The sequence below is a fragment of the Petrocella sp. genome (genome assembly GCF_059865615.1).
This window is the reverse complement of the sequence record NZ_JCBCDA010000005.1, coordinates 67,467-91,635: the sequence shown is the minus strand read 5'-3', so window position 1 is coordinate 91,635 and position 24,169 is coordinate 67,467. Positions and strand designations below refer to the sequence as shown.

The 24,169-nt window shown below is 36.8% G+C and carries 19 protein-coding genes; 18 read left to right on the top strand and 1 reads right to left on the bottom strand.

All coding sequences use genetic code 11. The features are described from left to right. Positions 1-10 precede the first annotated feature (10 nt). Entirely contained in the window at positions 11-1,147 is a 1,137-nt protein-coding gene (locus AC6F8J_RS00950; protein ID WP_500720379.1) for a DEAD/DEAH box helicase, read from the bottom strand. Positions 1,148-1,679: 532 nt separating this feature from the next. Between AC6F8J_RS00950 and AC6F8J_RS00945 the strand changes: the two genes are divergently transcribed. From AC6F8J_RS00945 to AC6F8J_RS00860, 18 genes are all read left to right on the top strand, one after another. Continuing rightward, the gene (locus AC6F8J_RS00945) at positions 1,680-2,606 is read left to right on the top strand and encodes an ABC transporter permease subunit (RefSeq protein WP_500720378.1); all 927 of its coding nucleotides are present in this window, start codon (positions 1,680-1,682) and stop codon (positions 2,604-2,606) included. Between the two features lie 2 nt (positions 2,607-2,608). After that, positions 2,609-3,814: an ABC transporter permease subunit gene (locus AC6F8J_RS00940; protein ID WP_500720377.1), complete on the top strand. Its 1,206-nt coding sequence runs from the start codon at positions 2,609-2,611 to the stop codon at positions 3,812-3,814. Positions 3,815-3,823: 9 nt separating this feature from the next. After that, a complete protein-coding gene (locus AC6F8J_RS00935) occupies positions 3,824-4,843 on the top strand; it encodes an oligopeptide/dipeptide ABC transporter ATP-binding protein (protein ID WP_500720375.1) in 1,020 nt (339 codons plus the stop codon). Further along, entirely contained in the window at positions 4,833-5,825 is a 993-nt protein-coding gene (locus AC6F8J_RS00930) for an ABC transporter ATP-binding protein (RefSeq protein WP_275840708.1), read from the top strand. The genes AC6F8J_RS00935 and AC6F8J_RS00930 overlap by 11 nt, the downstream gene beginning before the upstream one ends. 227 nt (positions 5,826-6,052) lie before the next feature. Beyond that, a complete protein-coding gene (locus AC6F8J_RS00925) occupies positions 6,053-7,708 on the top strand; it encodes an ABC transporter substrate-binding protein (protein ID WP_500720374.1) in 1,656 nt (551 codons plus the stop codon). A 311-nt stretch (positions 7,709-8,019) separates the two neighbouring features. Then, the gene (locus AC6F8J_RS00920; protein ID WP_500720372.1) at positions 8,020-9,546 is read left to right on the top strand and encodes an HD domain-containing phosphohydrolase; all 1,527 of its coding nucleotides are present in this window, start codon (positions 8,020-8,022) and stop codon (positions 9,544-9,546) included. Positions 9,547-9,784: 238 nt separating this feature from the next. After that, positions 9,785-11,290: an ATP-binding cassette domain-containing protein gene (locus AC6F8J_RS00915; RefSeq protein WP_500720371.1), complete on the top strand. Its 1,506-nt coding sequence runs from the start codon at positions 9,785-9,787 to the stop codon at positions 11,288-11,290. Position 11,291: 1 nt separating this feature from the next. Then, positions 11,292-12,257 carry an ABC transporter permease subunit gene (locus tag AC6F8J_RS00910; RefSeq protein WP_500720370.1) on the top strand — a complete coding sequence of 322 codons (966 nt, stop codon included), beginning with the start codon at positions 11,292-11,294 and terminating at the stop codon, positions 12,255-12,257. A gap of 152 nt (positions 12,258-12,409) precedes the next feature. Further along, entirely contained in the window at positions 12,410-13,372 is a 963-nt protein-coding gene (locus AC6F8J_RS00905) for a substrate-binding domain-containing protein (RefSeq protein ID WP_500720369.1), read from the top strand. A gap of 150 nt (positions 13,373-13,522) precedes the next feature. Next, positions 13,523-14,998, top strand: a complete 1,476-nt coding sequence (locus AC6F8J_RS00900; RefSeq protein ID WP_500720368.1) for a hypothetical protein — start codon at positions 13,523-13,525, stop codon at positions 14,996-14,998. A gap of 18 nt (positions 14,999-15,016) precedes the next feature. Then, on the top strand, positions 15,017-16,606 hold the full coding sequence (locus AC6F8J_RS00895; protein WP_500720367.1) for a response regulator: 1,590 nt from the start codon (positions 15,017-15,019) through the stop codon (positions 16,604-16,606). A gap of 10 nt (positions 16,607-16,616) precedes the next feature. Then, positions 16,617-18,380 (top strand): histidine kinase, encoded by a 1,764-nt coding sequence (locus AC6F8J_RS00890; RefSeq protein WP_500720366.1) that lies wholly within the window; start codon positions 16,617-16,619, stop codon positions 18,378-18,380. 105 nt (positions 18,381-18,485) lie between these two features. After that, a complete protein-coding gene (locus AC6F8J_RS00885; protein WP_500720365.1) occupies positions 18,486-19,247 on the top strand; it encodes a ThiF family adenylyltransferase in 762 nt (253 codons plus the stop codon). A gap of 352 nt (positions 19,248-19,599) precedes the next feature. After that, positions 19,600-20,829, top strand: coding sequence for an ABC transporter substrate-binding protein (locus AC6F8J_RS00880; RefSeq protein ID WP_500720364.1), 1,230 nt, complete (start codon positions 19,600-19,602; stop codon positions 20,827-20,829). Beyond that, positions 20,810-21,700: an ABC transporter permease subunit gene (locus AC6F8J_RS00875; RefSeq protein WP_500720363.1), complete on the top strand. Its 891-nt coding sequence runs from the start codon at positions 20,810-20,812 to the stop codon at positions 21,698-21,700. The genes AC6F8J_RS00880 and AC6F8J_RS00875 overlap by 20 nt, the downstream gene beginning before the upstream one ends. Further along, positions 21,700-22,488 (top strand): ABC transporter permease subunit, encoded by a 789-nt coding sequence (locus AC6F8J_RS00870; RefSeq protein WP_500720361.1) that lies wholly within the window; start codon positions 21,700-21,702, stop codon positions 22,486-22,488. The genes AC6F8J_RS00875 and AC6F8J_RS00870 overlap by 1 nt, the downstream gene beginning before the upstream one ends. A 14-nt stretch (positions 22,489-22,502) precedes the next feature. Further along, positions 22,503-23,555, top strand: a complete 1,053-nt coding sequence (locus AC6F8J_RS00865; protein WP_500720360.1) for an ATP-binding cassette domain-containing protein — start codon at positions 22,503-22,505, stop codon at positions 23,553-23,555. Next, entirely contained in the window at positions 23,549-24,136 is a 588-nt protein-coding gene (locus AC6F8J_RS00860; protein WP_500720359.1) for a CDP-alcohol phosphatidyltransferase family protein, read from the top strand. Before AC6F8J_RS00865 ends, AC6F8J_RS00860 begins: the two co-directional genes overlap by 7 nt. The last annotated feature ends 33 nt before the right edge of the window (positions 24,137-24,169 follow it).

Below are 24,169 nucleotides of genomic sequence, written 5' to 3'. Positions count from 1 at the left end.
ATTATTCAAGTTATTTGTAGTCTGTAAGTTGTCCATTTTTAATAGCTTTCGATTGAATACAGATATTATTTATCTTTTCAATCTTTTTGATGTCTTGTAATTGACTTAAAGTGATGATGGATATAGCCATACCTTTTTTGCCGGCACGACCGGTACGACCGACGCGGTGAATATATTCATTAAGATCAACAGGAATATCCATATTAATGACATGGGATAGGTTTTGAAGATCGAGTCCTCGTGCTACAAGATCCGAGGCGACAAGTACTTTGGCTTGACCTCTCTTAAACTGATCGATGGCTCTTTTTCGATCTTGCTTTGTTGCATTACCAAAAATAGCAACAGCGTCTATTTTGTGATAATTTAGTCTCTCCATAACATCAATAACAGCTTCATTTTTGTTGATGAAGACAATAGCCTTCGAAGGATTTACAGCATGAATAAGTTTTCTAAGCATATCGATCTTATCCCTTTGTGGGGCTATAACAAAACAGTGTTCAATGGCTGGATTAACCTTGTCAGGCGCAATATTGACGATTGTAGGACTTTTCATTAAGGACACTGCACTTGCTAAGGCGTTTTCGCTGATAGAAGCGGAAAAAGCCAATAATTGACGATCGCGTAGTGTGGTTTTGATGATGCTTTTAACCGTTTGAACATTACTATCACTTAATAACTTATCAGCTTCATCAATAACTAAGGTTTTAATTTGATGGGCTTTTATTTTTTTGAGCTGAATTAATTCCAAAACACGTCCGGGTGTTCCGACAATGATATGTGGCTTTTCTTTCAAATAATCTATCTGGCGTTTAATATTAACATCACCTATGATAGGTGTAGATCTTAAGGGGTGGTTAGAATTTTGAGCCAATGTCTTAATTACATTATGAATCTGTATAACCAGTTCATGGGTAGGCGCTAATATTAAAGTATGCAAATCTTTAGTATCCGTATCAATACGTTGGAAAGATGGCAAAAGATAGGCGAGCGTCTTACCACTGCCGGTTATGGCCTCGGCGATCAAGTCCTTATTATCCAAGATATGCTCAATGGTTTTGCTTTGTATATCAGTAGGATTTGTAATATTATCTTGTTTAAGTCCTGCAATAAAGGTGTCGCTTATTCTCAATTCATTAAAAGTAGCCATAATTTTCTCCTTATATTTTGCTAAGATGTCAAAACCATATAGTTTTGACCCTCTAATCATTTTTTATTATAGGAAAGCGAGAAGTTCATTTAGGAAAACCCTATATGCCTTGATTCTATAGATAGATAACATTTTTGTCAATGAAATGCAATAATATTAACAGTACAGTAAAGTAGGTAGAATAAGAGATATATCTGCTTATTATATTTGTATTGTCTTAAGGTGAAAAAAGCTCGAGTGAAATCGTGTAAATCTATAAAATCTAAGAAAAATATATAGGGTAGTAAAATTTTTTTAATGCCGGAGAAAAACAAATGTCTTTTATGGGAAAACGCTTTACATCGGTTTTGATTTATTATATACTATCCTAGTAAATCAAGGATTCTGTACAGTAAAATTATTTTATAATCTACTAAAATAAAGGCGAATTTGGAAAAAAATATGAACCTTTGACTTGGATAAGATTATAGTCATTAACCGTATGAATATGTCGGTTAGTATAAGAATCATAAATGTCGAAAGGAGCTTTAAAATGAATGGTTATTACGCAAAACGAATTCTCTCAGCGTTGATTACCCTCTTAATTATCACGACACTAACATTTGTGATGATGCGATCTATACCTGGAGGTCCATTTACGAGGGAAAGACCTGTACCGGATGAAATACTAAAAACACTCAATGAAAAGTACAATTTGGACGCTCCTATGTATGAACAGTATTTTGATTATATAAAAGGCTTGGTCACTTTTGATCTTGGACCATCTTATTCAAAAATAGGAACCACCGTTAATGACTTGATTATTTCCGGTTTTCCCGCATCTGCTAGGATTGGGTTGCTTGCGACGATACTTATAGTAATTTTTGGCATTCCCCTTGGTATTATTTCAGCCTTAAAACAAAATAAGCCCATTGATTATCTGGTTATGTTTATGGCAACACTGGGGGTAACCGTTCCTAGTTTTGTTATGGCGACTTTAATCATTTATTTTTTTGCGGGTAAACTGGGAATTCTACCTAGTTTTGGGGTTACATCACCATTGGGTTATGTTGGACCGGTATTGGCTTTATCCGGTTATTCATTATCTTTTGTAGCAAGGCTAACAAGATCAAGTATGCTTGAAGTTTTAAGACAAGACTATATCCGTACAGCAAGAGCAAATGGCCTGAGTGAGTTTAAAGTAATCTATAAGCATGCTATAAAAAATGCTTTGATTCCGGTTGTCACTTATCTGGGTCCCATGATAGCAGCTATATTGACCGGCTCTTTCGTTATTGAGAAGATTTTTGCAGTACCGGGTATGGGCCGATACTTTGTTGAAAGTGTTGGTAACCGAGATTATACGACAATTACCGGTATTACTGTCTTTTATGCAGCATTTTATATTCTTATGGTATTGCTTGTAGATATTGCATATGGGTTTATTGACCCTAGAATAAAACTTGGGAAGGAAAAATAATCATGGCAGATAAAAGATTTGTGTTTATCAAAGATAATAAAGAAGACATAGAAGCATCTCGCCCAAGTTTAACCTACTGGCAAGATGCTTGGCGTAGACTGAAGAAAAACAAACTTGCGATGGTTGGAGCCTTTACGATTGTTATGGTTTTATTGTTTGGTATCTTTGGACCCAGTACGACAGATTATTCTTATTCAGATCAATTAAATAAATTCAAGAATCTACCACCGAGGTTGGAGATTTTTCATGTAGAAGAGAATCTAAACTTCCACTTATCCAATGACTATAATATATTCTTAGTAACGGATAAGGGTGAAGTCTATGACCGTCTTGAACCGGATAAAAATCAGAGAGACATGATTAACAAGATTTATATCTATAAATATGGTACAGAAGATAATTTTGACGAAGTTATTCTTGACTTTTCCTACAATTTGTTACCAACCAAACAAGGCTACGATTATGATTTTACCATTGAGTACGACGGCGTTGTTTATACCCAACCTAGTGATAAGGTTTTTAATCGAACATTTCCTTTTGGAACAGATGATTTAGGTCGTGATATTTTAACCCGTGTTATGTATGGTACGAGAATATCTTTGATGATTGCATTCATTGCAACACTTGTTAACCTTCTAATTGGCGTGGTATATGGAAGTGTTTCCGGCTTTGAAGGCGGTAAGATTGACGAGTTTATGATGCGTATTGTGGATATCATCAATTCTGTACCATTGATTCTATATGTCATTTTATTGATGGTTACTTTTCAAGAAAATGATGGCTTGACCAATATTGTTATTGCTCTTAGTACGGTTTATTGGGTTTCTATGGCAAGGTTGGTTCGTGGACAGATGTTGGCACTAAAAGAACAAGAATTTGTATTGGCAGCCAGCGTTATTGGTGTGCCTAAGTATAAGATTATCTTCAGACATTTAATTCCAAATGCCATGGGTCCCATTATTGTTTCAATGACCATGATGATTCCAAGTGCGGTATTTACGGAGGCATTTTTAAGCTTTATTGGTCTTGGAGTATCTGCACCTCAAGCATCTCTTGGAACACTAGCTAACAATTCCCTGTCAGGACTTTTGACATACCCTTATCAGTTGTTCTTCCCTGCCCTTACAATTGCAATCATTATTCTTGCATTTAACTTCTTAGGGGATGGATTACGAGATGCACTTGATCCACGACTAAGGAAAGGATAGGTTAATATAATGAGTAAAATACTAGAAGTTAAAAATCTGAGTACATCTTTTTATACCCATATGGGAGAAGTACAAGCCGTACGGGGCAATAGCTTTTCTATGGAAAAAGGCGACATTCTTGGTATAGTCGGAGAGTCAGGTAGCGGTAAGAGTGTAACAGCGCTCTCAATAATGGGACTCATCGATCATCCCGGAAAAATAAAAGATGGGGAGATTATCTTTAATGGCGAAGTGATTTCGACTAAGAATAATGAAGAAATGTGCAGGATTCGTGGAAAAGAGATTTCAATGATTTTCCAGGATCCAATGACCTCATTAAACCCCGTGTTTACGATAAAAAACCTTATGGTTGAAGTTATTAGAAGACATCAAAAAGTATCTAAGAAAAAGGCTCTTGAGATAGCTATTGACAAGCTTCATATGGTCGGTATTCCAGAACCGGAGAAAAGAATCCATGCTTATCCTCATGAGTTCTCAGGTGGTATGCGTCAAAGAGCTATGATTGCAACAGCCCTGTCATGTAACCCTAAGCTGTTAATAGCAGATGAACCTACAACAGCCCTTGATGTAACCATACAAGCACAGATTTTGGAAATTATGAAAAAGTTAGCCAGCGAAATTGATACGTCTATTATGATTATTACCCACGATTTAGGCGTGATTGCAGAGACCTGTAAGCACATGATTGTTATGTATGGTGGGATGATTATGGAAAAGGGTACAGTGGACGAGATTTTTCACAGTCCTCAACATCCTTACACAAAAGGACTAATGAATTCAGTACCCCGTATGGATGCAGCAACGAAGGAACGTCTTGTTCCTATACCTGGCTCACCCCCGGATTTACTTAATCCACCGAAAGGTTGTCCTTTCTCATACAGATGCCCCCATGCCATGGAAATCTGTAAAGAAGAAATGGCACCGACATATAAGATTAGTGAAGGACACACATCAGCATGTTGGTTAATTCATATCGATGCGCCAGATGTTGAAGGTTATATAAAAGGATGTGATATAGATGCCGGATAAGAAAGTATTATTAGAGATTAAAGGACTTAAGAAATATTTTACAGTTAAGCACAGTATGGTTGAAAGCAAACGTAAGTATTTAAAAGCAGTTGATGGTATTTCTTTTGTTATTAATAAAGGTGAGACTTTTGGTCTGGTTGGAGAATCCGGTTGTGGTAAATCTACAACAGGAAGAGCTATTGTTAGATTATACGAACCGACCGGTGGCAAAATCATCTATGATGGTGAAGACATTACTAATATATCACCAAAAGAAATGTTGAAATATCGAAAACGTATTCAAATGATTTTTCAAGACCCATACGCATCCTTAAATACACGTATGACCATTGCTGATATTATTGGAGAAGGTCTTGATATACACACCAACATTAAAGGCGAAGCTAGAATGGAACGGATTCATGATTTGTTAACGCGTGTTGGGCTTAAAAAAGAGCATGCCAGTCGATACCCCCATGAGTTTTCCGGTGGGCAACGACAAAGAATTGGAATTGCAAGAGCTATAGCCATTGAACCGGATTTGATTATTTGTGATGAGCCGATTTCTGCTCTAGATGTTTCCATCCAAGCACAAGTGGTCAATATGCTGGAAGATTTGCAAAAAGAGTTGGGTTTAACTTATTTGTTTATTGCCCATGATTTGTCTATGGTTAAGCATATATCCGACCGAATTGGTGTGATGTATTTGGGTCACATGATGGAAATCGCCGAAAGTAATGAATTGTATGAGAAACCATTACATCCATATACCAAGGCTTTGTTATCGTCCATACCGATTCCGGATCCTCGTTCCAAAAAAGAGGGCCGTATTGTTCTTGAAGGTGATGTAAGAAGTCCGATTGATCCCAAAGAAGGTTGCCGCTTTAGTTCCAGATGTCGTTATTGTGAAGAAATCTGTGATGAAGTGACACCGGAGCTTGTGGAAGTTTTACCTGATCATTTTGTTGCTTGTCATTTGGTAAAAAAGATTAATAATCTCTAAAGATGTGGTATAATAAAGAAGTGTGAAAATAATTTTACTGATATTGCTTGTTATGAAGCACATAACAATTGATATAAACAAGGTTAAAGCGTCAAAATTATATAGTTGAACTATTACATACAATATATAGTTATGAATGTATCAACGTATCTATATATTGTATGTAATAGAGAAACTTAAGTTTGAGGCTTTAACCAAATATAGAAAACAATAAAAGGAGGAAGAACATGAAAAAATTACTATCATTATTACTCGTACTTGTAGTATCTGTTTCTTTGTTAGCAGCTTGTGGCAAAACAGAAGAACCAAGTACAACACCAGAAACATCAGAAACACCTGAAGTTACAGAAACAGGAACTGAAAAAATTCTTAATTGGAACGTTGGTGCAGATCCAAAAACCATCGACCCAACTTTAAATGGGGCAAGTGATGGTGGAGATGTAATTAACCAAACTTTCGAAGCCTTAGTTAGAGAAAAAAGCGGAGAAATCTTCCCGGGTATTGCAGAATCATGGGAAATTTCAGAAGATGGTTTGACAGTAACGTTCAATCTTAGAGAGTCCAACTGGTCTGACGGATCGCCACTTACAGCGCATGACTTTGTTTATTCATGGAAGCGCGGTATGGACCCGGCAACAGCATCTGAATACTCATGGATTTGGGAGTATACCAATGTTGTAGGCGCAATGGAAGTTGTTAACGGTGAAGGTTCACTCGATGATGTAGGTGTTACTGCTACGGACGATTATACACTTGAAGTAAAGCTTAATAACCCTACAGATTACATTGTAAGCTTATTGTCCTTCTATCACTTTATGCCTGTTAAACAATCATCTGTAGAAGCAGCAGCAGACGGCGCTTGGGCTAAAGATCCTGCGCTAGCAGTATCAAATGGACCATTTGTTTTAACATCATATAAAATTGGTGAAGGTTTAACCTTAGTTAAGAACCCAGAATATTGGAATGCTGAAAATGTAATGCTTGACGGTATTAAGGGCGTATTTATAGATGAAGAAGCAACTTCTTATCAAGCGTACCAAAATGGTGAGTTACACTTCATACCGACAGTACCGACAGCAGAGACACCACGTCTCATTGCTGAAGATTCAAATTTCTACGTGTTCCCATTACTTGGAACATATTACTATAACTTCAATCTTAATCTAGATATGTGGCAAGACGTTCGTGTTAGAAAAGCCTTTGCTTTAGCCATTGATAGAGAAATGATTGTTGAAACACTAGCAGCAGGTCAAGTACCGGCAGCCGGCTTTGTACCACCAGGGTTCTTAGATGCAGATGGTAATGACTTCTTTGAAACTGCCGGTTCTTACGGCGTACCAACAGATGGTAGCAAAGTGACTGAAGCGCAAGAATTGCTTGCAGAAGCGGGCTATCCTAACGGAGAAGGCTTCCCAGAGTTTACTATTCTATACAATACATCAGAAGGTCATCAAACAGTGGCTGAATTGATTCAAGAAATGTTTAAAACCAATCTTGGTGTCAATACCAAACTTGAAAACCAAGAATGGGCTGTATTCCAAGACACACGTAAAGTTGGAGACTTTGAACTTGCACGTGGTGGTTGGTTGACAGACTTTATGGATCCAATGGGACTTCTTAGTATTTTCACAACTGGAAATGCTTATAACGATCCTAAGTACAGCAACGAAGAATATGATGCATTACTTTCAAAAGCTGCTATAACAAGAGGTAAAGAGCATTTTGACGTTCTTTATGAAGCACAAGAAATGTTTATTGCAGATATGCCTGTAATCCCTGTATACCACTACACAGATGTTATGTTAGTATCTGAAAAGTTACAAGGATGGGATCGTTCCGTACTTGGTACAGTCGATTTCAGTGGCGCTACTTTAGTAGAATAATATAAATCATCATAATAGAGCCAATCAAAAAGCCTGCTTGATTTAAGCAGGCTTTTTTGATTCTTCCCTAGGAAAGTCTATGCCATATTAGTGCATTGAAGCGTCGTATTAACAATTAAGGGAATCTTTCCCGCCAGAACAATTTGCTGCTTCCAAGAAATTCATGGTCAATATCGATAGTGGTATAAAAATTCAGATAGTGAAAAAAACTGGCTTACAACTTTGTGGTAATATGGTATGATGTAAACATAGTACAGAAGACTAAGAATAAATATATTGAACTATTATAAATGAATGCTTTGAGGTAGAATATGTATAAAACAATGAAGTACGTCATCCTGTTGATTACCCTAGTAGGGATTGTTGCCATTAGTATTGGAATTACGATCATTAATAATAAGGCATGGGATGCCTTAGTTGAAGAATATATTGCAGAGAAAACAAGACAGGTTGAGTACTTCATATTAGAGCAAGAACAAAGTCTACTAGATGTTATAGAGACCAATGCCATATGGACAGATTTACTTCTAGCGCTTCATGAGCAAGATGAAGTATGGATGGAAGAAAACGCTACAAAATATATAACGGATAGCGAAACCATGAATATTAATTTGATTTTCATCAGTAATGAAGATCAGAGTTATATACGAAATTATGGTATAGACTTGATGGATGCAATAACAAAATCATCTGCTTATGAAGCGACTTTAAATGATAACACTTCTAATGACTTGCTGCTATGGCATGAGGGGCATATTGTGCTTATTAAATTAACACCTGTCCTAGATAATAATGGGGAGAATCCTGAAGGTGTCTATGGTGCTGGGAGGGTGATGGATGAAGCTCAAGTCACAAAGATGAAATCCGCAATTGGAGAAAATACAATTTCTCAGATTAGTATAACAAAATCCTTGAATTACCATAATTTAGTTAGTGAAAACTATAGTTTGATATCTTGGAGCAAGCCATTTAGATATGGTAACCAGAGTCTATATTTTAATATTGATGCGAATGTTCCTGTTTATCAAATGTTGTTTATCAATCAAAGAGATCATATTTTTGCTATTATCATTTTATTAATTGCCATCGTTACGATTATAGAGCTTAATATTTTAAAAAAGATAGCAAAAAATCTGGAAGTAACAATTGAAAGTGTTCATAAGATTTCCCAAGGAGATTATAAAAGTAAGCTTATGATTCGTGAAAGTAAGTACTTACCTGAAATATCAATGTTATCAGAATCCATAAATAAAATGTCGTCTGAAATTGAGAACAATATAGAGAAGATAGACAGTAAATACATTCAGATGATTGAGATTATCGCCAATGCCATGGAGATTAATGACTCATATACACACCAGCATAACAATCTGGTAGCGGATTATGCACTTTCTTTGGCCAAGGCAATCGGTTACGAAGATACAGAAGCGGTAGAAGTGGCGGGTAAGCTTCATGATATAGGTAAAATAGCCATACCTTATCATATACTTAATAAACCCGGCCATTTGACCAACGAAGAATATGAAATCATTAAAAAGCATCCTGAAGAAGGTTATAGGATTATAAAAGACACAGATTTTGATAAGAGAATAAAAGATGGTATACGGTATCATCACGAATGGTATGATGGAAGCGGATATCCTTTGCGGCTAAAAGGCGATGAGATACCCATGATTGCTCAGATTATAGCCATTGCAGATGTTTTTGACGCATTAACGTCAGATAGACCTTATCGAGATGGCATGAGCAAAGAAGAGGCCATAAACATACTAATAAAAGGCCGTGGTAGCCAATTCAACCCTGAGCTTGTGAATGTATTTATTACTCTTAATCCATGATCGAAGCGTCAAAACTAGGTTTCACTAAATATACATACAATATGAAGATTACGTTAAGAGAGAGGACCATGGCCATGGTTGCTCTCTCTTTTAATGATGACAATACTATGAATATTCCTATCTATAATGATGAACTGGATACCTAGTTTGAATTAATCCAGTAAATTTAGAGAATATCCAGTTTGACACGTCTCATCATTTGCTAAACTATAAGCAAGCTTAGATAAAGAGGTAGATGATGATGGACTCATATTTGGTTGAACTTAGGGATATTGAAAAAGAATTTCCAGGTGTAAAAGCATTGGACCATGTTGAATTAACTTTGAAACATGGCGAAGTTCTTGGTTTGTTAGGTGAAAATGGAGCAGGTAAGTCAACATTAATGAAAATATTATCCGGTGTGTATCAAAAAGATGCCGGGTCCATATGGGTGAATGATGAAGAGGTAGCCTTTGAGACACCAAAAGAGGCAGAAGCAAAAGGTATTGCAATCATTCATCAAGAGCTCAATTTGTGTAAACATCTTACAGTGGCAGAAAACATCTTTTTGACAAGAGAAACAACAAAGTTTGGTTTTTTAGATGAAAAAGATATCAATCAAAAAACACAGGTAATATTGGACTCTTTGAATCTGGATATAAAACCAACAGATTTGGTGAGTAGCTTACAAGTTTCTAAACAGCAGATGGTGGAAATATGTAAAGCTTTATCCATCGATGCGGAGATTATTATAATGGATGAGCCAACCAGCGCATTAACCGAGAAAGAAATCGAAGAGCTTTTTGGTATTATACATCAATTAAAAAAGAGAAATAAAGGCATTATTTACATTTCCCATCGCTTGGAAGAGTTAGCACATATAGTGGATCGTGTCACGATACTCAGGGATGGACAGTATATAACGACCATGGATTACGATGTAACACAATTACAACAAGTCATCAAACATATGGTGGGTCGTGCCATTAAAGATAAATTCCCAAGGATAGAAAGTATTGTAGGAGATGTTATTTTTGAAGTTAATCATATAACGACACCAACAGGCGTTAAAGATGTTAGTTTTAGGGTTCGACAAGGTGAAATCGTTGCCATTGCCGGCCTCATGGGAGCCGGAAGAACAGAACTGGTTAGAGCTGTTTTTGGAGCGGACCCTATAACATCCGGTGAAGTTCGGATTGAGAATCAACTTGTAAAAATCAGATCCCCCAGAGATGCGATTAAGAGTGGTTTGTATTGTGTGCCGGAAGATAGAAAAAAAGATGGTCTTAGCATTAAGATGACCGTTAATGAGAATATGGCTTTGCCCAATTTGGATTTTACAACTGGGCGTTTGATGACCAGCGAGAAAAAAGAAGCAGCCTTGACAAAAAATATGGTTGAAAAACTGAATATTAGGACACCTTCCATTCATCAAAAGGTCAAAAACCTGAGTGGTGGTAATCAACAAAAAATCGTTGTAGGTAAATGGTTGGTAAGAGATGCAAAAGTCATTATATTTGATGAACCGACCAGAGGCATTGATGTGGCCGCCAAAATAGAGATTTATCATTTAATGAATAGGCTAAAAGAAGATGGTATTGCTGTTATTTATGTTTCATCTGAACTACCTGAAGTCCTAGGATTATCAGATCGAGTGCTGGTAATGTGTAATGGAAGGCTTAAAGCAGACTTAAAAACCTTGGATACGAATCAAGAAGAAATACTTCATTTTGCAACACAATATGACGCCTTGGAGGAACAGTAGGATGAGTGAATTAGTGGGTAAAATACAATCAAAAAGTCTATTTGACAGTAAGACCAAGCAGTTTTTTTCAACCATTAGTGGCCTGTTTATACTAATTATCATCTTTAGTTTAAACAATGAGAATTTTCTAACAACAGCGAACCTCTTAAACGTTGCAGTACAGACAACGCCTATACTTCTAATTGCGATGGGGCAGACTTACGTTTTAATAACAGGTGGAATCGATTTGTCTATAGGCTCGAATATTGCACTTGCAGGTGTTACCGCAGCAATCTTTATGAAAGCAGGTATACCTATCCCAATCGCTATGCTATTAGGTTTAGGCGTTACCGCAGGGGTTGGTGTTCTTAACGGAGTTATGATTGCATATGGCAAACTACCGCCATTTATTGTTACTCTAGGAACCATGACAACAGTACGTGGCATTACCCTTACGATGACGCAAGGTATCCCTATTAGTGCTTTACCTGAGGCCTTTAATAATATAGGCATAGCAAAAACTTTGGGTATACCGAATCCAATTTTTATAATGGTAATTTTTGCAGTGATATTTGGCTTAATATTAAGTAAAACACGCACCGGTCGATATACGTATGCACTTGGTAGCAATTTTGAAGCGGCCAGATTGTCAGGTGTGAATGCTCACATGACACTGATTAAAGTCTATATGTTTAGTGGTATTTTAGCCGGTGTTGCAGGATTGGTCATGGCGGCAAGAATCATATCGGCACCGCCTACAGCCGGTATGGGCTATGAGCTGGATGCAGTGGCTTCATCGGTCATCGGTGGCGCCAGTACCATGGGTGGTGAGGGAGCCATTTTTGGAACAGTGGTGGGTGCATTTATCATTGGCGTACTCAGAAATGGTTTAAACCTGATGGGCGTTTCACCATTTATCCAACAGATTGTCATTGGTGTTGTTATTATTGCAGCTGTATTTTTTGACAAATTAAGACACAGCAAGTAATGCTCTAATTCTGAAATAAAAGCATAAGATAAGGCGTTGCAAAAACTTAAATTTAAAAGCATGAACAATAAAGTTGAATCTACTGGGATTACCCATTAGAATAAATGAATGGTCATAAAGACGATTCACCAAAAATAACAGGAGGGTTTAATATGAAAAAGTTATTAGCAATGTTACTGTTTGGGGTATTGGTTATTTCAGTTGTCGGGTGTGCCAAAGAGGCACCGGAAAAGGAAGGATCTGCCGGAGGCGAAGGCGAAAACTATACCATGACACTGATTACAATGGATTCAATGGATGAGCATTGGCTTAAAGTGAAGAACGGTGCTGAGGCTGCAGCGGCTGAACTGGGAAACATTAAAGTCGTTTTTGATGCACCACAAACTAAAGTGGATGCTACCGTACAAGCACAATTGGTTGAAAATGCTATTGTAAACAAATCGGATGCCATATTGTTAGCGGCTCTGGATAAAGAGGCATTAAAGCCGGTTGTTGAAAAAGCAAAAGAAGCAGGCATACCGGTTATACTTGTTGACTCAGGTGTCAGCACAGAAAACTATGATGCATTTTTATCAACGGACAATGCAGCGGCAGCAGAATTAGCAGCAGATAATCTAGCAGAACTTATTGGAAAAACAGGGAAAATAGCGATAATAAATGCGCAAGCCGGTGCTGGAACAACCATGACGAGAGAAAATGCATTTAGAGATCGTATTGAAAGCCAGTACCCAGATATTGAAATCGTAGGTGTACAATACTCTGATGGTGACAAACAAAAGGCACTTAACTATGCCACGGACTATATGACCCAATACCCTGACTTGGTTGGTATTTATGCCTGTAATGAAGGTTCAACCGTCGGTGTTGGAAATGCAGTGGACCAAGCAGGCAAATCCGATAGTATACATGTGGTTGGGTTTGACTTCTCAGCAGATGTAAAAGGGCTGATTGAAAAAGGAGCCATAAAAGCCAGTATGGTTCAAAATCCTTATATAATGGGATATGAAGGTATAAAAGCTGCCAGCACAGTGGTTTCTGGTGGACAAGTATCCGTTAAGGATATTGATACAGGTGTTACAGTAGCAACGAAAGATAATCTAGCAGATATAAAATAGTATAAAAATAGTTGAAACATTAAAATGATATTTCACAAAATCACAAACACAAATGAGCAAAGTCAATGAATGGCTTTGCCAATTTGTGTTTATTGATTATAATGGTAAGAGTAGTATTATTTAAGATTTTTGGGGTGTCGAGGTGAAGCAATGCTAAAGAAGAATATAAGCTCAATCATCATTGTCACATTGATTTTAATCATCATGGGCATGATGTATCAAATACAGATGGCATCTGTTAAAAACAGTGGTAAAGAAGTTGCCGTTATTGACGAAGGGGAAAAATCTAATGCAAAACCGGTGGTGTTAAAAATAGTTGTCATCGGTGATGCATATCCGGATGGCGAAAAAGTGATAAAGGAAGTCAATCAATTGCTTGAAGAAGCCATTGGTGCTCATTTGGAGATTCGCTATATCAACCCAAAAGAAATGGTCTTAACATACCCAAGGTTATTTGCCGGAGGCGCAGACTTTGATATGATTCAAGTTTTACCAATGGGATATACAGATTATGTTTCCAAAAAAGCATATATGAATCTTACAGAAGACATGATTATCAAAACCATGCCTAGGACTTTTGAAGAAGTGGGTGATGGTTTATTAAAAGAACTAGAAGTTAAAGACCGTCTATACATGATACCTTCTACAGGATTTTTAAATAATCATAAGGTTTTGCTTCTTAGGGGAGATTTGATGGGGGCGGCAGGTTTGACGCAAATAACGACGGTGGAAGACCTCCAGGTCTATTTCTTAGGTATTATGAAACAAGAATTACCTCTAATACCTCTTGATTTTGGTGGAGATGCTTTATTAGCCCTAGAGATGTTTTACCTGCAAGAAAAAGAAAAAGTATTGTATGATGCTTATCTTATGTATTTGAATCAGAAGGATACCGGTGTGAACTGGTTGGTGAATGAAACAGGGTTAGATGAGTATAGAAAGCAGATGGTGCAATGGAAAAAACAAGGATTTATAAGGGGTGACAGTTATTTGCGTAGTCAGTCAGAAGAAGCATTGTTTGTTAAAGGAGAAGTCGCTGCCATTATTACATCCGTGTATAGGGCAGAGAATCTTGTCCGTTATCTGTATTTGAAAAAACCGGAATACGCACCACAAATTGTAACCTTGAATCAGAAGGCAAATCATTTTACACAGGCATCACAAATGGGAATAGCCATAAAAAATGGCTCTGTAAATGCAGCCAAATCATTGGAATTCATAGAATTATTACGTTATGATGAAAGGCTCTTTAGGCTACTTAATTATGGTATTTTAGATGAACATTATGCCATTAATGGGAATGGGGAGTATATACCCCTTACCAACAGTATACATTACCCAATCTACAATATTCCTGTGTGGTTTATGACCAACGAATTTGCTTTAGGCTATCGGTTTAGAATAAATGGAATTGCGCCTTTTGCGACGAAGAACCCTTATGAAATTAAGATGGTACAAGACTATAATCCTAGGGCTCATGAGCTTTATAAAAAAAAGACACAAACACTTCTATATCCGGCTCTTATAGGTGATGTGCAATATAACAATCAAATAGAAACCTATCAAGAAGAGTTGTTGGAAGAGGACTTTGGAAACTATATAAAACAGCTGGTAACCGAAGACTAAATCAAGGCGAGGTAGACGATGTTTAAAATACTGATTGTGGATGATGAATATAGAACAAGACAAGGGATTTGTAATCAAGTTGATTTTGTTACATTGGGAATTACTGAAGTTGAAGAAGCGGATGATGGTATTCATGGGTTGGAAAAAGCAATGACCTTTATGCCAGACATTATTTTGTCGGATATAAAAATGCCGAGAATGGATGGTATTAGCTTTGCGTTTGAAGTGCGTAAGGCACTACCACATTGTCGCCTTATTTTCATGAGTGCTTATACAGAGCTAGATTACTATAGGAATGCAATAAAACTCGGTGCGATTAACTATATTGAGAAACCATTGGATTTAGAAGAATTAAAGGCCGCCATAAGAAATGCGATAAGTGATCTAAAACAATATAGAAACATGCAATCACTAAAAGAAGAAGTAGATGTTTTAAGAGAGAACAACCAAAATGTGATGATGCGACAACTATCAGCCGTAATGATCAGCCGGAAAAATAATGAAGCAGAATTAGTGAATAAGTTTAAAGACTTGAATTTGAAGGTTGACCCTAAGAGTACCTATGTTACCTTATTGGTTAAACACATTTATAAAGAGCATTTAGATTCATATGAACAAGAAGAGGTGAAAAATAGAATTGATACATACTTATTTGAAGTACGTGAAACAGTAGATGTAGGTTATGTCTGGCACTACAAGCAAGACCAAGTCATTCTTAACTGTTGGAACAAACTAGGTCATAAGGTTCGAATGAGTGAAAGAAACCTAATGTCATTAGCAAAAAAACTATATCTGTTTTTAAATAATTTTTGTAAGCCCAACATAAGTATTGGCAAAGTAGTGGAGCAGATGAATGAAGTTTATGATTCTTATGCAAGGGCAGTGATTACCAATGAAAAACTTTTTTTCAAATCAGGTGAAATGATTGAAATATATAAGTATGGGGGAGAAAGCAAAGTTTTAAATTTTGATTTAAAGGATTTGATGGTCTTTGCTGGTTTATTGGAGAAGGAGAATAAGACCGGAGCGATTTTATATGCCAAAAGTCTATATGAACAGCTGATGAACCATCAAGATACGCCCATTAATTCGGTTAAAGAAATCTACTATCGACATCGATTAGAAATACTAAAATTTTCTACATCAGGTAATCAGAATGTAAGTGATATGATACTTAATGATTTGAACCCGATGACAAGCCTATCAGCTCTTGATACATATTTATGCCAAAGTATTCATGAATTTTTCCACCAAAGAGATGCTCAAAGTGAAAAGAACAATCTAACAAGATCCGTAGAAAGATACATCAATACGAATTTTAAGGACTGTAATATGACAATTGAAACGATGTCACAGGCCCTTGGTGTTACCAGTTCTTATCTCAATGTTGTTTTCAAGAAAGCCATTGGTATTACCATTAACAAATATCTGACCCAGTATAGACTTAATAAAGCAAAAGAAATGCTAAAAGAAGAGAACCATCATCATCACTCAATAGCACAAATAGCCATGGACGTTGGTTATTATGACCCGGACTATTTTTCTAGAATCTTCAAAAAAGAAGTGGGTTGTACAGCAACAGAATATAGAAAAAAATTCATGATTTAGGGGACCGATTATGTTGAAATTGTTTAGGGGCGTTAATTTGAAAAATCAATTATTAATTAGCTATATTGTACTGATTGCGTTACCTTTACTGCTATTTAGCCAACTTTTTTTTAGGGAAGTTTCATCGTTGCTGGAACAAAAAATAATATATTCAGCTACACAGGCGTTTGATCAAGGTACGGACTATGTGGCCTATAAAATCGATAAAATCATTAAGGTATCTGATCAAATTGCTGTGGATAGCAGAGTGAAAGAAATACTTGAAAGAGACGTTGATGTTACAGAAAAAAGACAACTCTTAGAAGACCACTACGACTTAAAAGAGCGAATTAAGTCGTATGAAGAGGATCAAGATATTAAAGACATTGTTGTGTATATTAATCCTCAGTTACCTCATGATGATATGGAAGAGGAGGTCAATTCAATTGATTACGCAATGAAACAACATTGGTATAGTCAATTACCAGGCGCCGGTTCTAGAGTTTTCATGGTACCGCCACTATTTTATACCAATCCGAATATCAAAGAAGAACCAATACTGTCTTTAGCAAGGAGAATAACCGGCTCAACGGATTATGTGAAAGTCATTGGTTACCTTAGAATAGATTTTGTTCAATCAACCGTAGGATCAATATTGACTTATGCCAATGCCATACATGGTTCATTGACGTATATTCGTAATCGAGATGATAGAATTGTGAGTTCTACCAACATGGAGTTGTTAAGTCAGTATCAACTTTCTCTACAAGAAGTTGAATGGATGGTTGACAAAGTTCAGTGGGAGGTTCTTTTGATTAATAATGAGCCCTGTTATGTAAAAACAAGACTTATTCCGGATACGGACTGGACCATCATAACCATTATACCAAAAACGAAAATTTATGAAGAAGTAGCCGGTTTGGTACGGTTAATGTATATATTTTTACTGCTAATAATACCTGCGGCCATTATTTTTTCAATATTTTTTGCCAACCAAATCACTAAAAGACTTTCAGTTTTGTCAGGGAAAATGAAACTGGTCACTGAGAATATATATGATGAAATTAATTTTGATGATAAGCCCAGTGATGAGCTGAATGAACTGGCAGGTTCATATAATTTTATGGTAAAACGGATTGAGAACCTTGCAAAAAGTCAATATCAGCTTGGTCTTAATATGAAAAGTACAGAACTTGAACTATTACATGCCCAAATCAATCCCCATTTTCTATATAACACCATGGACATGATCAATTGGATGAGTTATGAAAACAAAGGCGAAGAGATTAGAAAGATTACGAAGGCGCTATCAACATTCTATAAGCTGAGTTTATCAAGAGGAGAAAGTCTCATCTCCATCAAGGATGAATTGACCCACGTCGGACTCTATATGGAAATACAGAATCATCGACTTGAAAAGCCTATAGATTATCGAGTGTATTGTCCAAGAGACCTGCAAATGTATTTGATTCCCAAAATAACATTACAGCCAATCGTTGAAAACGCTGTGGTTCATGGCATCTTGAATAAAAAAGACAAAGATGGCATCATCACCATTAGTTGTCAGGACGATAAGGAGCAGATAAAGATTACAATTAAAGACAACGGTGTGGGCATGCCTTTAGAAACCTTGGCTAGCATTTTGTTAGAGAATCATGAAAAAGGATTTGGTCTTCGAAATATACATGCCAGATTATTGCTAACCTATAATGAACGATGCGGCCTGTATATTGAATCTAAAGAGAATGAAGGTACAACTGTAGAAGTACGGTTGATGAAAAGAAGAATGGTTTAGAATATATTCCATAAAGACGCTAAAAAATCATGTGACAAATGGTGAAAATTCTGGTACATTATGGAAGGATAACGTTTATTTTTTTTTGTGATTAGGAGTAAAGATATGTTACATGCATTTTCAAGAACTGAAATGGTCATTGGTACGGAAGGATTAGAAATACTTAAGCATAGTAAAGTAGTTATACTGGGGATTGGCGGTGTTGGATCTTATGTTGCAGAAGGTCTCGCTAGGTCAGGCATGGGTCATTTTATTCTTTGTGATGATGATGAGGTTTGTTTAACCAATATCAACCGTCAGGTCCAAGCCACAAGGCAAACCGTGGGAATGTTAAAAGTAGAAGTTATGAGAGCCAGAATCTTATCTATTAACCCGAAGGCAACGGTAGAAACTCATCCCTATTTGTATAATAAAGAGTCAGCAGATCGGATTATTCCAACAGATGTGGATTACGTTGTGGATGCTATTGATATGGTGAGCGCAAAAATAGATTTGGTTTTACGATGTCAAGATGATAATATACCTTTAATGGCTTCTATGGGGACAGGTAATAAGCTGAATCCTACGATGCTTGAAGTCTCTGATATCTATAAAACCAGTGTTTGTCCTCTTGCTAAGGTCATGAGAAAAGAGTTGCGCAAAAGAGGTGTAAAAAAGCTTAAGGTTGTATATTCAAAAGAAATACCTATAAAGCCTATAGATATCGGTAGTGACTGTACGACGGATTGTATTTGTCCGAACAAGGACAGGACCTGTGATCAGAGACGGTCTATACCCGGAAGTGTTTCTTTTGTTCCATCTGTTGCCGGCATGATTATAGCTTCTGAAGTTATAAAAGACCTGATAAAAACAAAAAAGCATATTTAGGCTTTTTTGCTTATCCTTCTCAAGGAGCGTCATACTCTAGCATTCAGTTTTAAAGCATAGCTGAATGCGTCAAGGTCCTTTCCTTTCGAACCGTTCAGAAATATGAGCAGAGCTCATAACGAAGCAAAGCTTCTTTTCTTGGAATAGTTGATTCTGGATTTGATGATGTCAATGAAGATGCTTTCTAGCCAAGAAAAAAGGTATTGATATAAGTGATATTAAGTAAATATTGAAGAGGTGCTAAGAATCAGATTAATATTGAACAAGATAATGGTCTGATTATTTATCGGTAGAGGTTGCTTATAAGTTGAAAATATGTGAAAATAGTTAATAGATAAAAGGGAAGATTTTTATGAAGAACAAATGGATGATACTGATCTTAATCTTGATTTTTATGAGTGCTATGATTGGATGTAAAAAAGAAGCGATTATAGAAAAAGACATAGCAGAAATGAGTTTTGATGAAATCATTGAAGCAGCACATGGCACCACTGTAACTTTTTATGGTTGGGGTGGCAGTGAAGACATCAATAAATGGTTGGACGAAACCGTTGCAAAAACTTTGATGGATCAATATGGAGTTACTTTAGAACGTGTACCTATGATTCCGGCTGAATATTTACCGAAGTTATTAAATGAGAAGCAGCTAGACAGTGAAGGTACCATAGATGTGCTTTGGATTAATGGTGAGAATTTTTACAGTGCAAAAACCAACGACTTACTTTATGGACCATTTACAGAAAAACTGCCGAATTTCAATACCTATGTAGATGGGACTTCACCGGATGTTTTGTATGATTTCGGTCAACCGGTAGAGGGCTATGAGGCACCTTATGGTAAAGCACAAATGGTTTTTATTGGGGATACAGATCAGTTATTGATTTTACCCAAAGGTCATGAAGAATTACTAGAACTTGCCAAAGACCAACCGGGGAAATTGACTTATATTGATGCAAGTCATTTTACGGGTAGTGCTTTTGTAAGGAACATTATATATGATATTATAGGTTATGAAGTTTTTATAGATCATGTTGCGGACAAAGAAGTCTTAAGAGAGACCATACAACCGGCAATAGACTATTTAAAAGAGTTAAAGCCTTACTTGTGGCGTGAAGGTGTGACTTATCCGGCGGAAGATGCACAGATGGATAATATGTTTGAGGATGGAGAAATCTATATGACCATGACCTACACACCATTTCATGTGGCAGGAAAGATTGCAGATGGTTCTTTTCCAAAGACAGCTCAAGGGTTTTTATTTGACAAAGGCACCATTGGCAATACACATTTTATGGCGATGCCTTTTAATGCACCTAACAAAGCCGCAGCCATGGTCTTAATCAACCATATCTTATCACCAGAAATACAAGTGACCAAATATGACCCTTCCGTATGGGGAGATCTTCCAGTAACGGATCCACTGAAGTTGACAGAAGTGCAGATGGCATTGTTTGATACTGTTGATATTGGACAAGGGACGGTTCCTCAAGAAGAATTGCTGGTTAAGCGTATGCCGGAGATGAGAGCAGACCTCGTACCAATCATAGAGGAAATTTGGCGTGATGAAATACCGGGCAACTAATTTTCGCAGAAAGTTAAAACCATATATCATGCTTACGCCGGTTATGATATTTATCATCGGTATATTTATCACTGGATTAGTATTCGGGTTCTTACAGAGTCTCGGATACTTTCCGGCCTTAGGGCTTTATGAGATTTCATTAGATTATTATAAGAATGTCCTTCAAAATACTGAATTTTTGTCTTCTTTTCAATTTAGTCTATATACTTCATTTGTGTCCACCTTGTTATCGGTCGTGTTAGGTGTTCTTTTATCCTATTTAATTATATACACCAAAAGCAAACGGGTAAAAGGCTTGGTTAATGTTTATAAAGGACCTATTTTGGTGCCTCATACCATAGCTGCATTATTGATTTTTATATTATATATTCAAAGCGGCTTATTGGCTAGATTTTTTTATGGCTTAGGCATCATTAAAAATATGTCGGATTTCCCACCTTTGATTTTTGATGGAGGCGGTATTGGGATTATACTTGCTTATTTATGGAAAGGCCTACCTTTTATAACCTTTATAACCATAGATATACTAAGAAATTTAGATGAAAAATATGCTAAAGTCGCAGCCAATCTGGGTGCTAGTCATATACAAGTTTTCAGGTATGTGCTTTTACCCCAACTGTTTCCGACCATAGCATCAGGTTTTATGATTCTTTTTGCTTTTTCCTTTGGCGCCTATGAGATTCCTCATTTACTGGGTGCTTCAACGCCCAAAGCTTTGCCTGTTCTTGCCTATATATATTATGCGAACATAGAGTTGGCGAATCGCGCCAATGCCATGGTTATAAACATGTGTATTGCTTTCTTTGCTTTTATCGCATTAGGCTTGTATGTTTTAGCCTTAAGGTTACTCAAAAAATATGGAGGTGCATAATGCGAAAACTGTTGAAGTACATGATGCTTCTTATGATACTAATACCCTTTATTGTGATGCTAATCTGGAGTGTAACTAGTAGCTGGCCTTGGCCCCACCTGTTACCCAGGAACTTTTCTCTTAGAGGTTACTTTTATGCAGTTCATCCAACAACCAAAGCCTTTACCATATTGTTACAAAGTATCCTTCTTTCAATAATTGTGACATTGATTACACTAACGATAAGCATACCAGCGGCTAGAGCCATAGCTTTTTATGACTTTAAAGGTAAATCTTTAGTCAAAGTCCTTATTCTTATGCCTGTAATAGTACCTATGTTAAGTGTGGCTATGGGGATTCATTTGACCTTCACAAAGCTTGGTCTTGCCAATAATTATATAGGCGTCATTCTGATTCATGTGGTGCCTGGCATACCGTATGGCGTTAAGATATTGCTTAGTATATTTGAACTTAATGGAAATAAAGTTGAAGCACAAGCAAGGGTGCTTGGCGCGTCCTCTTTACAAACCTTTAGATACATCACTTTGCCCCTGATTATGCCGGGTATGGTTATTGCCGGCTCCATGATTTATACCATATCCTTTAGTCAATATTTTATCACATTTTTAATTGGCGGTGGTCGCGTTGTTACTTATGCCATGTTTTTATTCCCATTTGTGCAGTCCGGTGATAGAACCATGGCATCTGCACTGAGTACTATTTTTATATTATCCATTGCTTTGATTGTTTATATATCAGAAAAATCCGTTGGTCTCTTCTATCAGAAGCGTAGCAAATATTATGTATAGAAATAGGTGGTATAATGTCTAAAATCAGGATAAGTCAATTAAGTAAAGCGTATGATGGAAATCAAGTCATTCATAATATAGATATGGAAGTTGAAGAAGGCGAGCTTGTTGTTTTACTTGGCCCCAGCGGATCCGGGAAAACAACATTGCTTCACGGTATAGCCGGTCTTGTTCATATGGATCAAGGAAGTATTTTTTTTGATGAAGAATGTATTGATCAAGTACCGATTGAGAAAAGAAATGCTGTTTTAGTGGATCAAAGCCTTTTACTCTTTCCTCATATGACCCTCAATCAAAACATTGGTTTTGGTTTGAAAATGCGGGGTGTGCATAAAAAACACATTGATGAAAAAGTAAAACACCTAGTTGAATTATTAGAGCTTGGAGGGCATGAAAATAAACGACCCAATGAGATCTCGGGAGGTCAGATGCAAAGAGTAGCGATAGCAAGAGCGTTGGCTATTGAACCAAGAGTATTGCTATTGGATGAGCCTTTTTCCAAGTTAGACATTGTACTCAGAAAAAATATGCAAAAATTCGTAAGAGATCTTCAGAAGGAATTTGGGATTACTATGATTATGGTCACCCATGATAAAGAAGAGGCACTCTCTATGGCGGATAAAGTGGCTGTTTTGTTAGATGGCACCATTCAACAATTTGATACACCGGACAAAGTCTATGAAAGACCTGCGTCCAGAGCGGTTGCTGATTTTTTTGGTATGAGAAATCATATAGAAGGTTATGTTGAAAATGGACTATTTGTAACAAAAATGGGCGCATTTAGAACCCATCATAAAGAAGGCCTAAAGTTAACCTATGTATTTAGGCCTGAAGAAATATATATGAATCATAAAACATTTGAGGGTACTTTGGGTGTGATAGTAAGCAGAACATATTTAGGGGATAAAATTACTTATGAAATAGCATGTAAAGATCGAATATTACATCATATAACACTACAGCATAAGGGCTTCAAACCTGGTGATACGGTGATGGTTAATTTTGATTTTAAGAACGCTATATACTTTATAACAGCAAGTAAAAACAAGGAGAAATCAACATGTTAGATACAAAAGCACGAAGTATTGTACAGCCTTTTATTAGTAAATGTGCGGAGATGTTTATTAAGTGGGGGCTGTCAGCAAGCCAAGTTACGCTATTGGCCTTGGTGATTGGTTTGATACCGGCCTTTATGATGACCATGGGTTTTTCAAACTTACTTGCGGTCTCTATTTTATGGCTATCAGGATTGTTTGATGCCGTAGACGGCACCATAGCTAGAAAGACAAATACAATGTCTCCCTTTGGTTCTGTCATGGATATTACCTTCGATCGTTTAGTGGAGATTTCATTGCTCATATCCATAGCTTATCGTTATTCCAATATACCTATGGTCTTTGTCGTACTTGCTTCTTCTATTATTCTTTCTATGACAGTATTCCTGACCGTCGGTGCAGCATCAGAAAAAGCAACAGAAAAAAGTTTCTATTATCAACCGGGGCTTGCTGAACGAACGGAAGGGTTCATCCTATTTTCTTTCATGATGATCTTTACTAACTGTGTTGATGTATTGGCTATGATTTTTTCTGGGCTAATCCTTCTAACAGCATGTCAGAGATTCATTGAAGCTTATAAGCATTTAAAGTAGAGAAAGAAAGGCAATTGAAGGGTTGTCATGCGT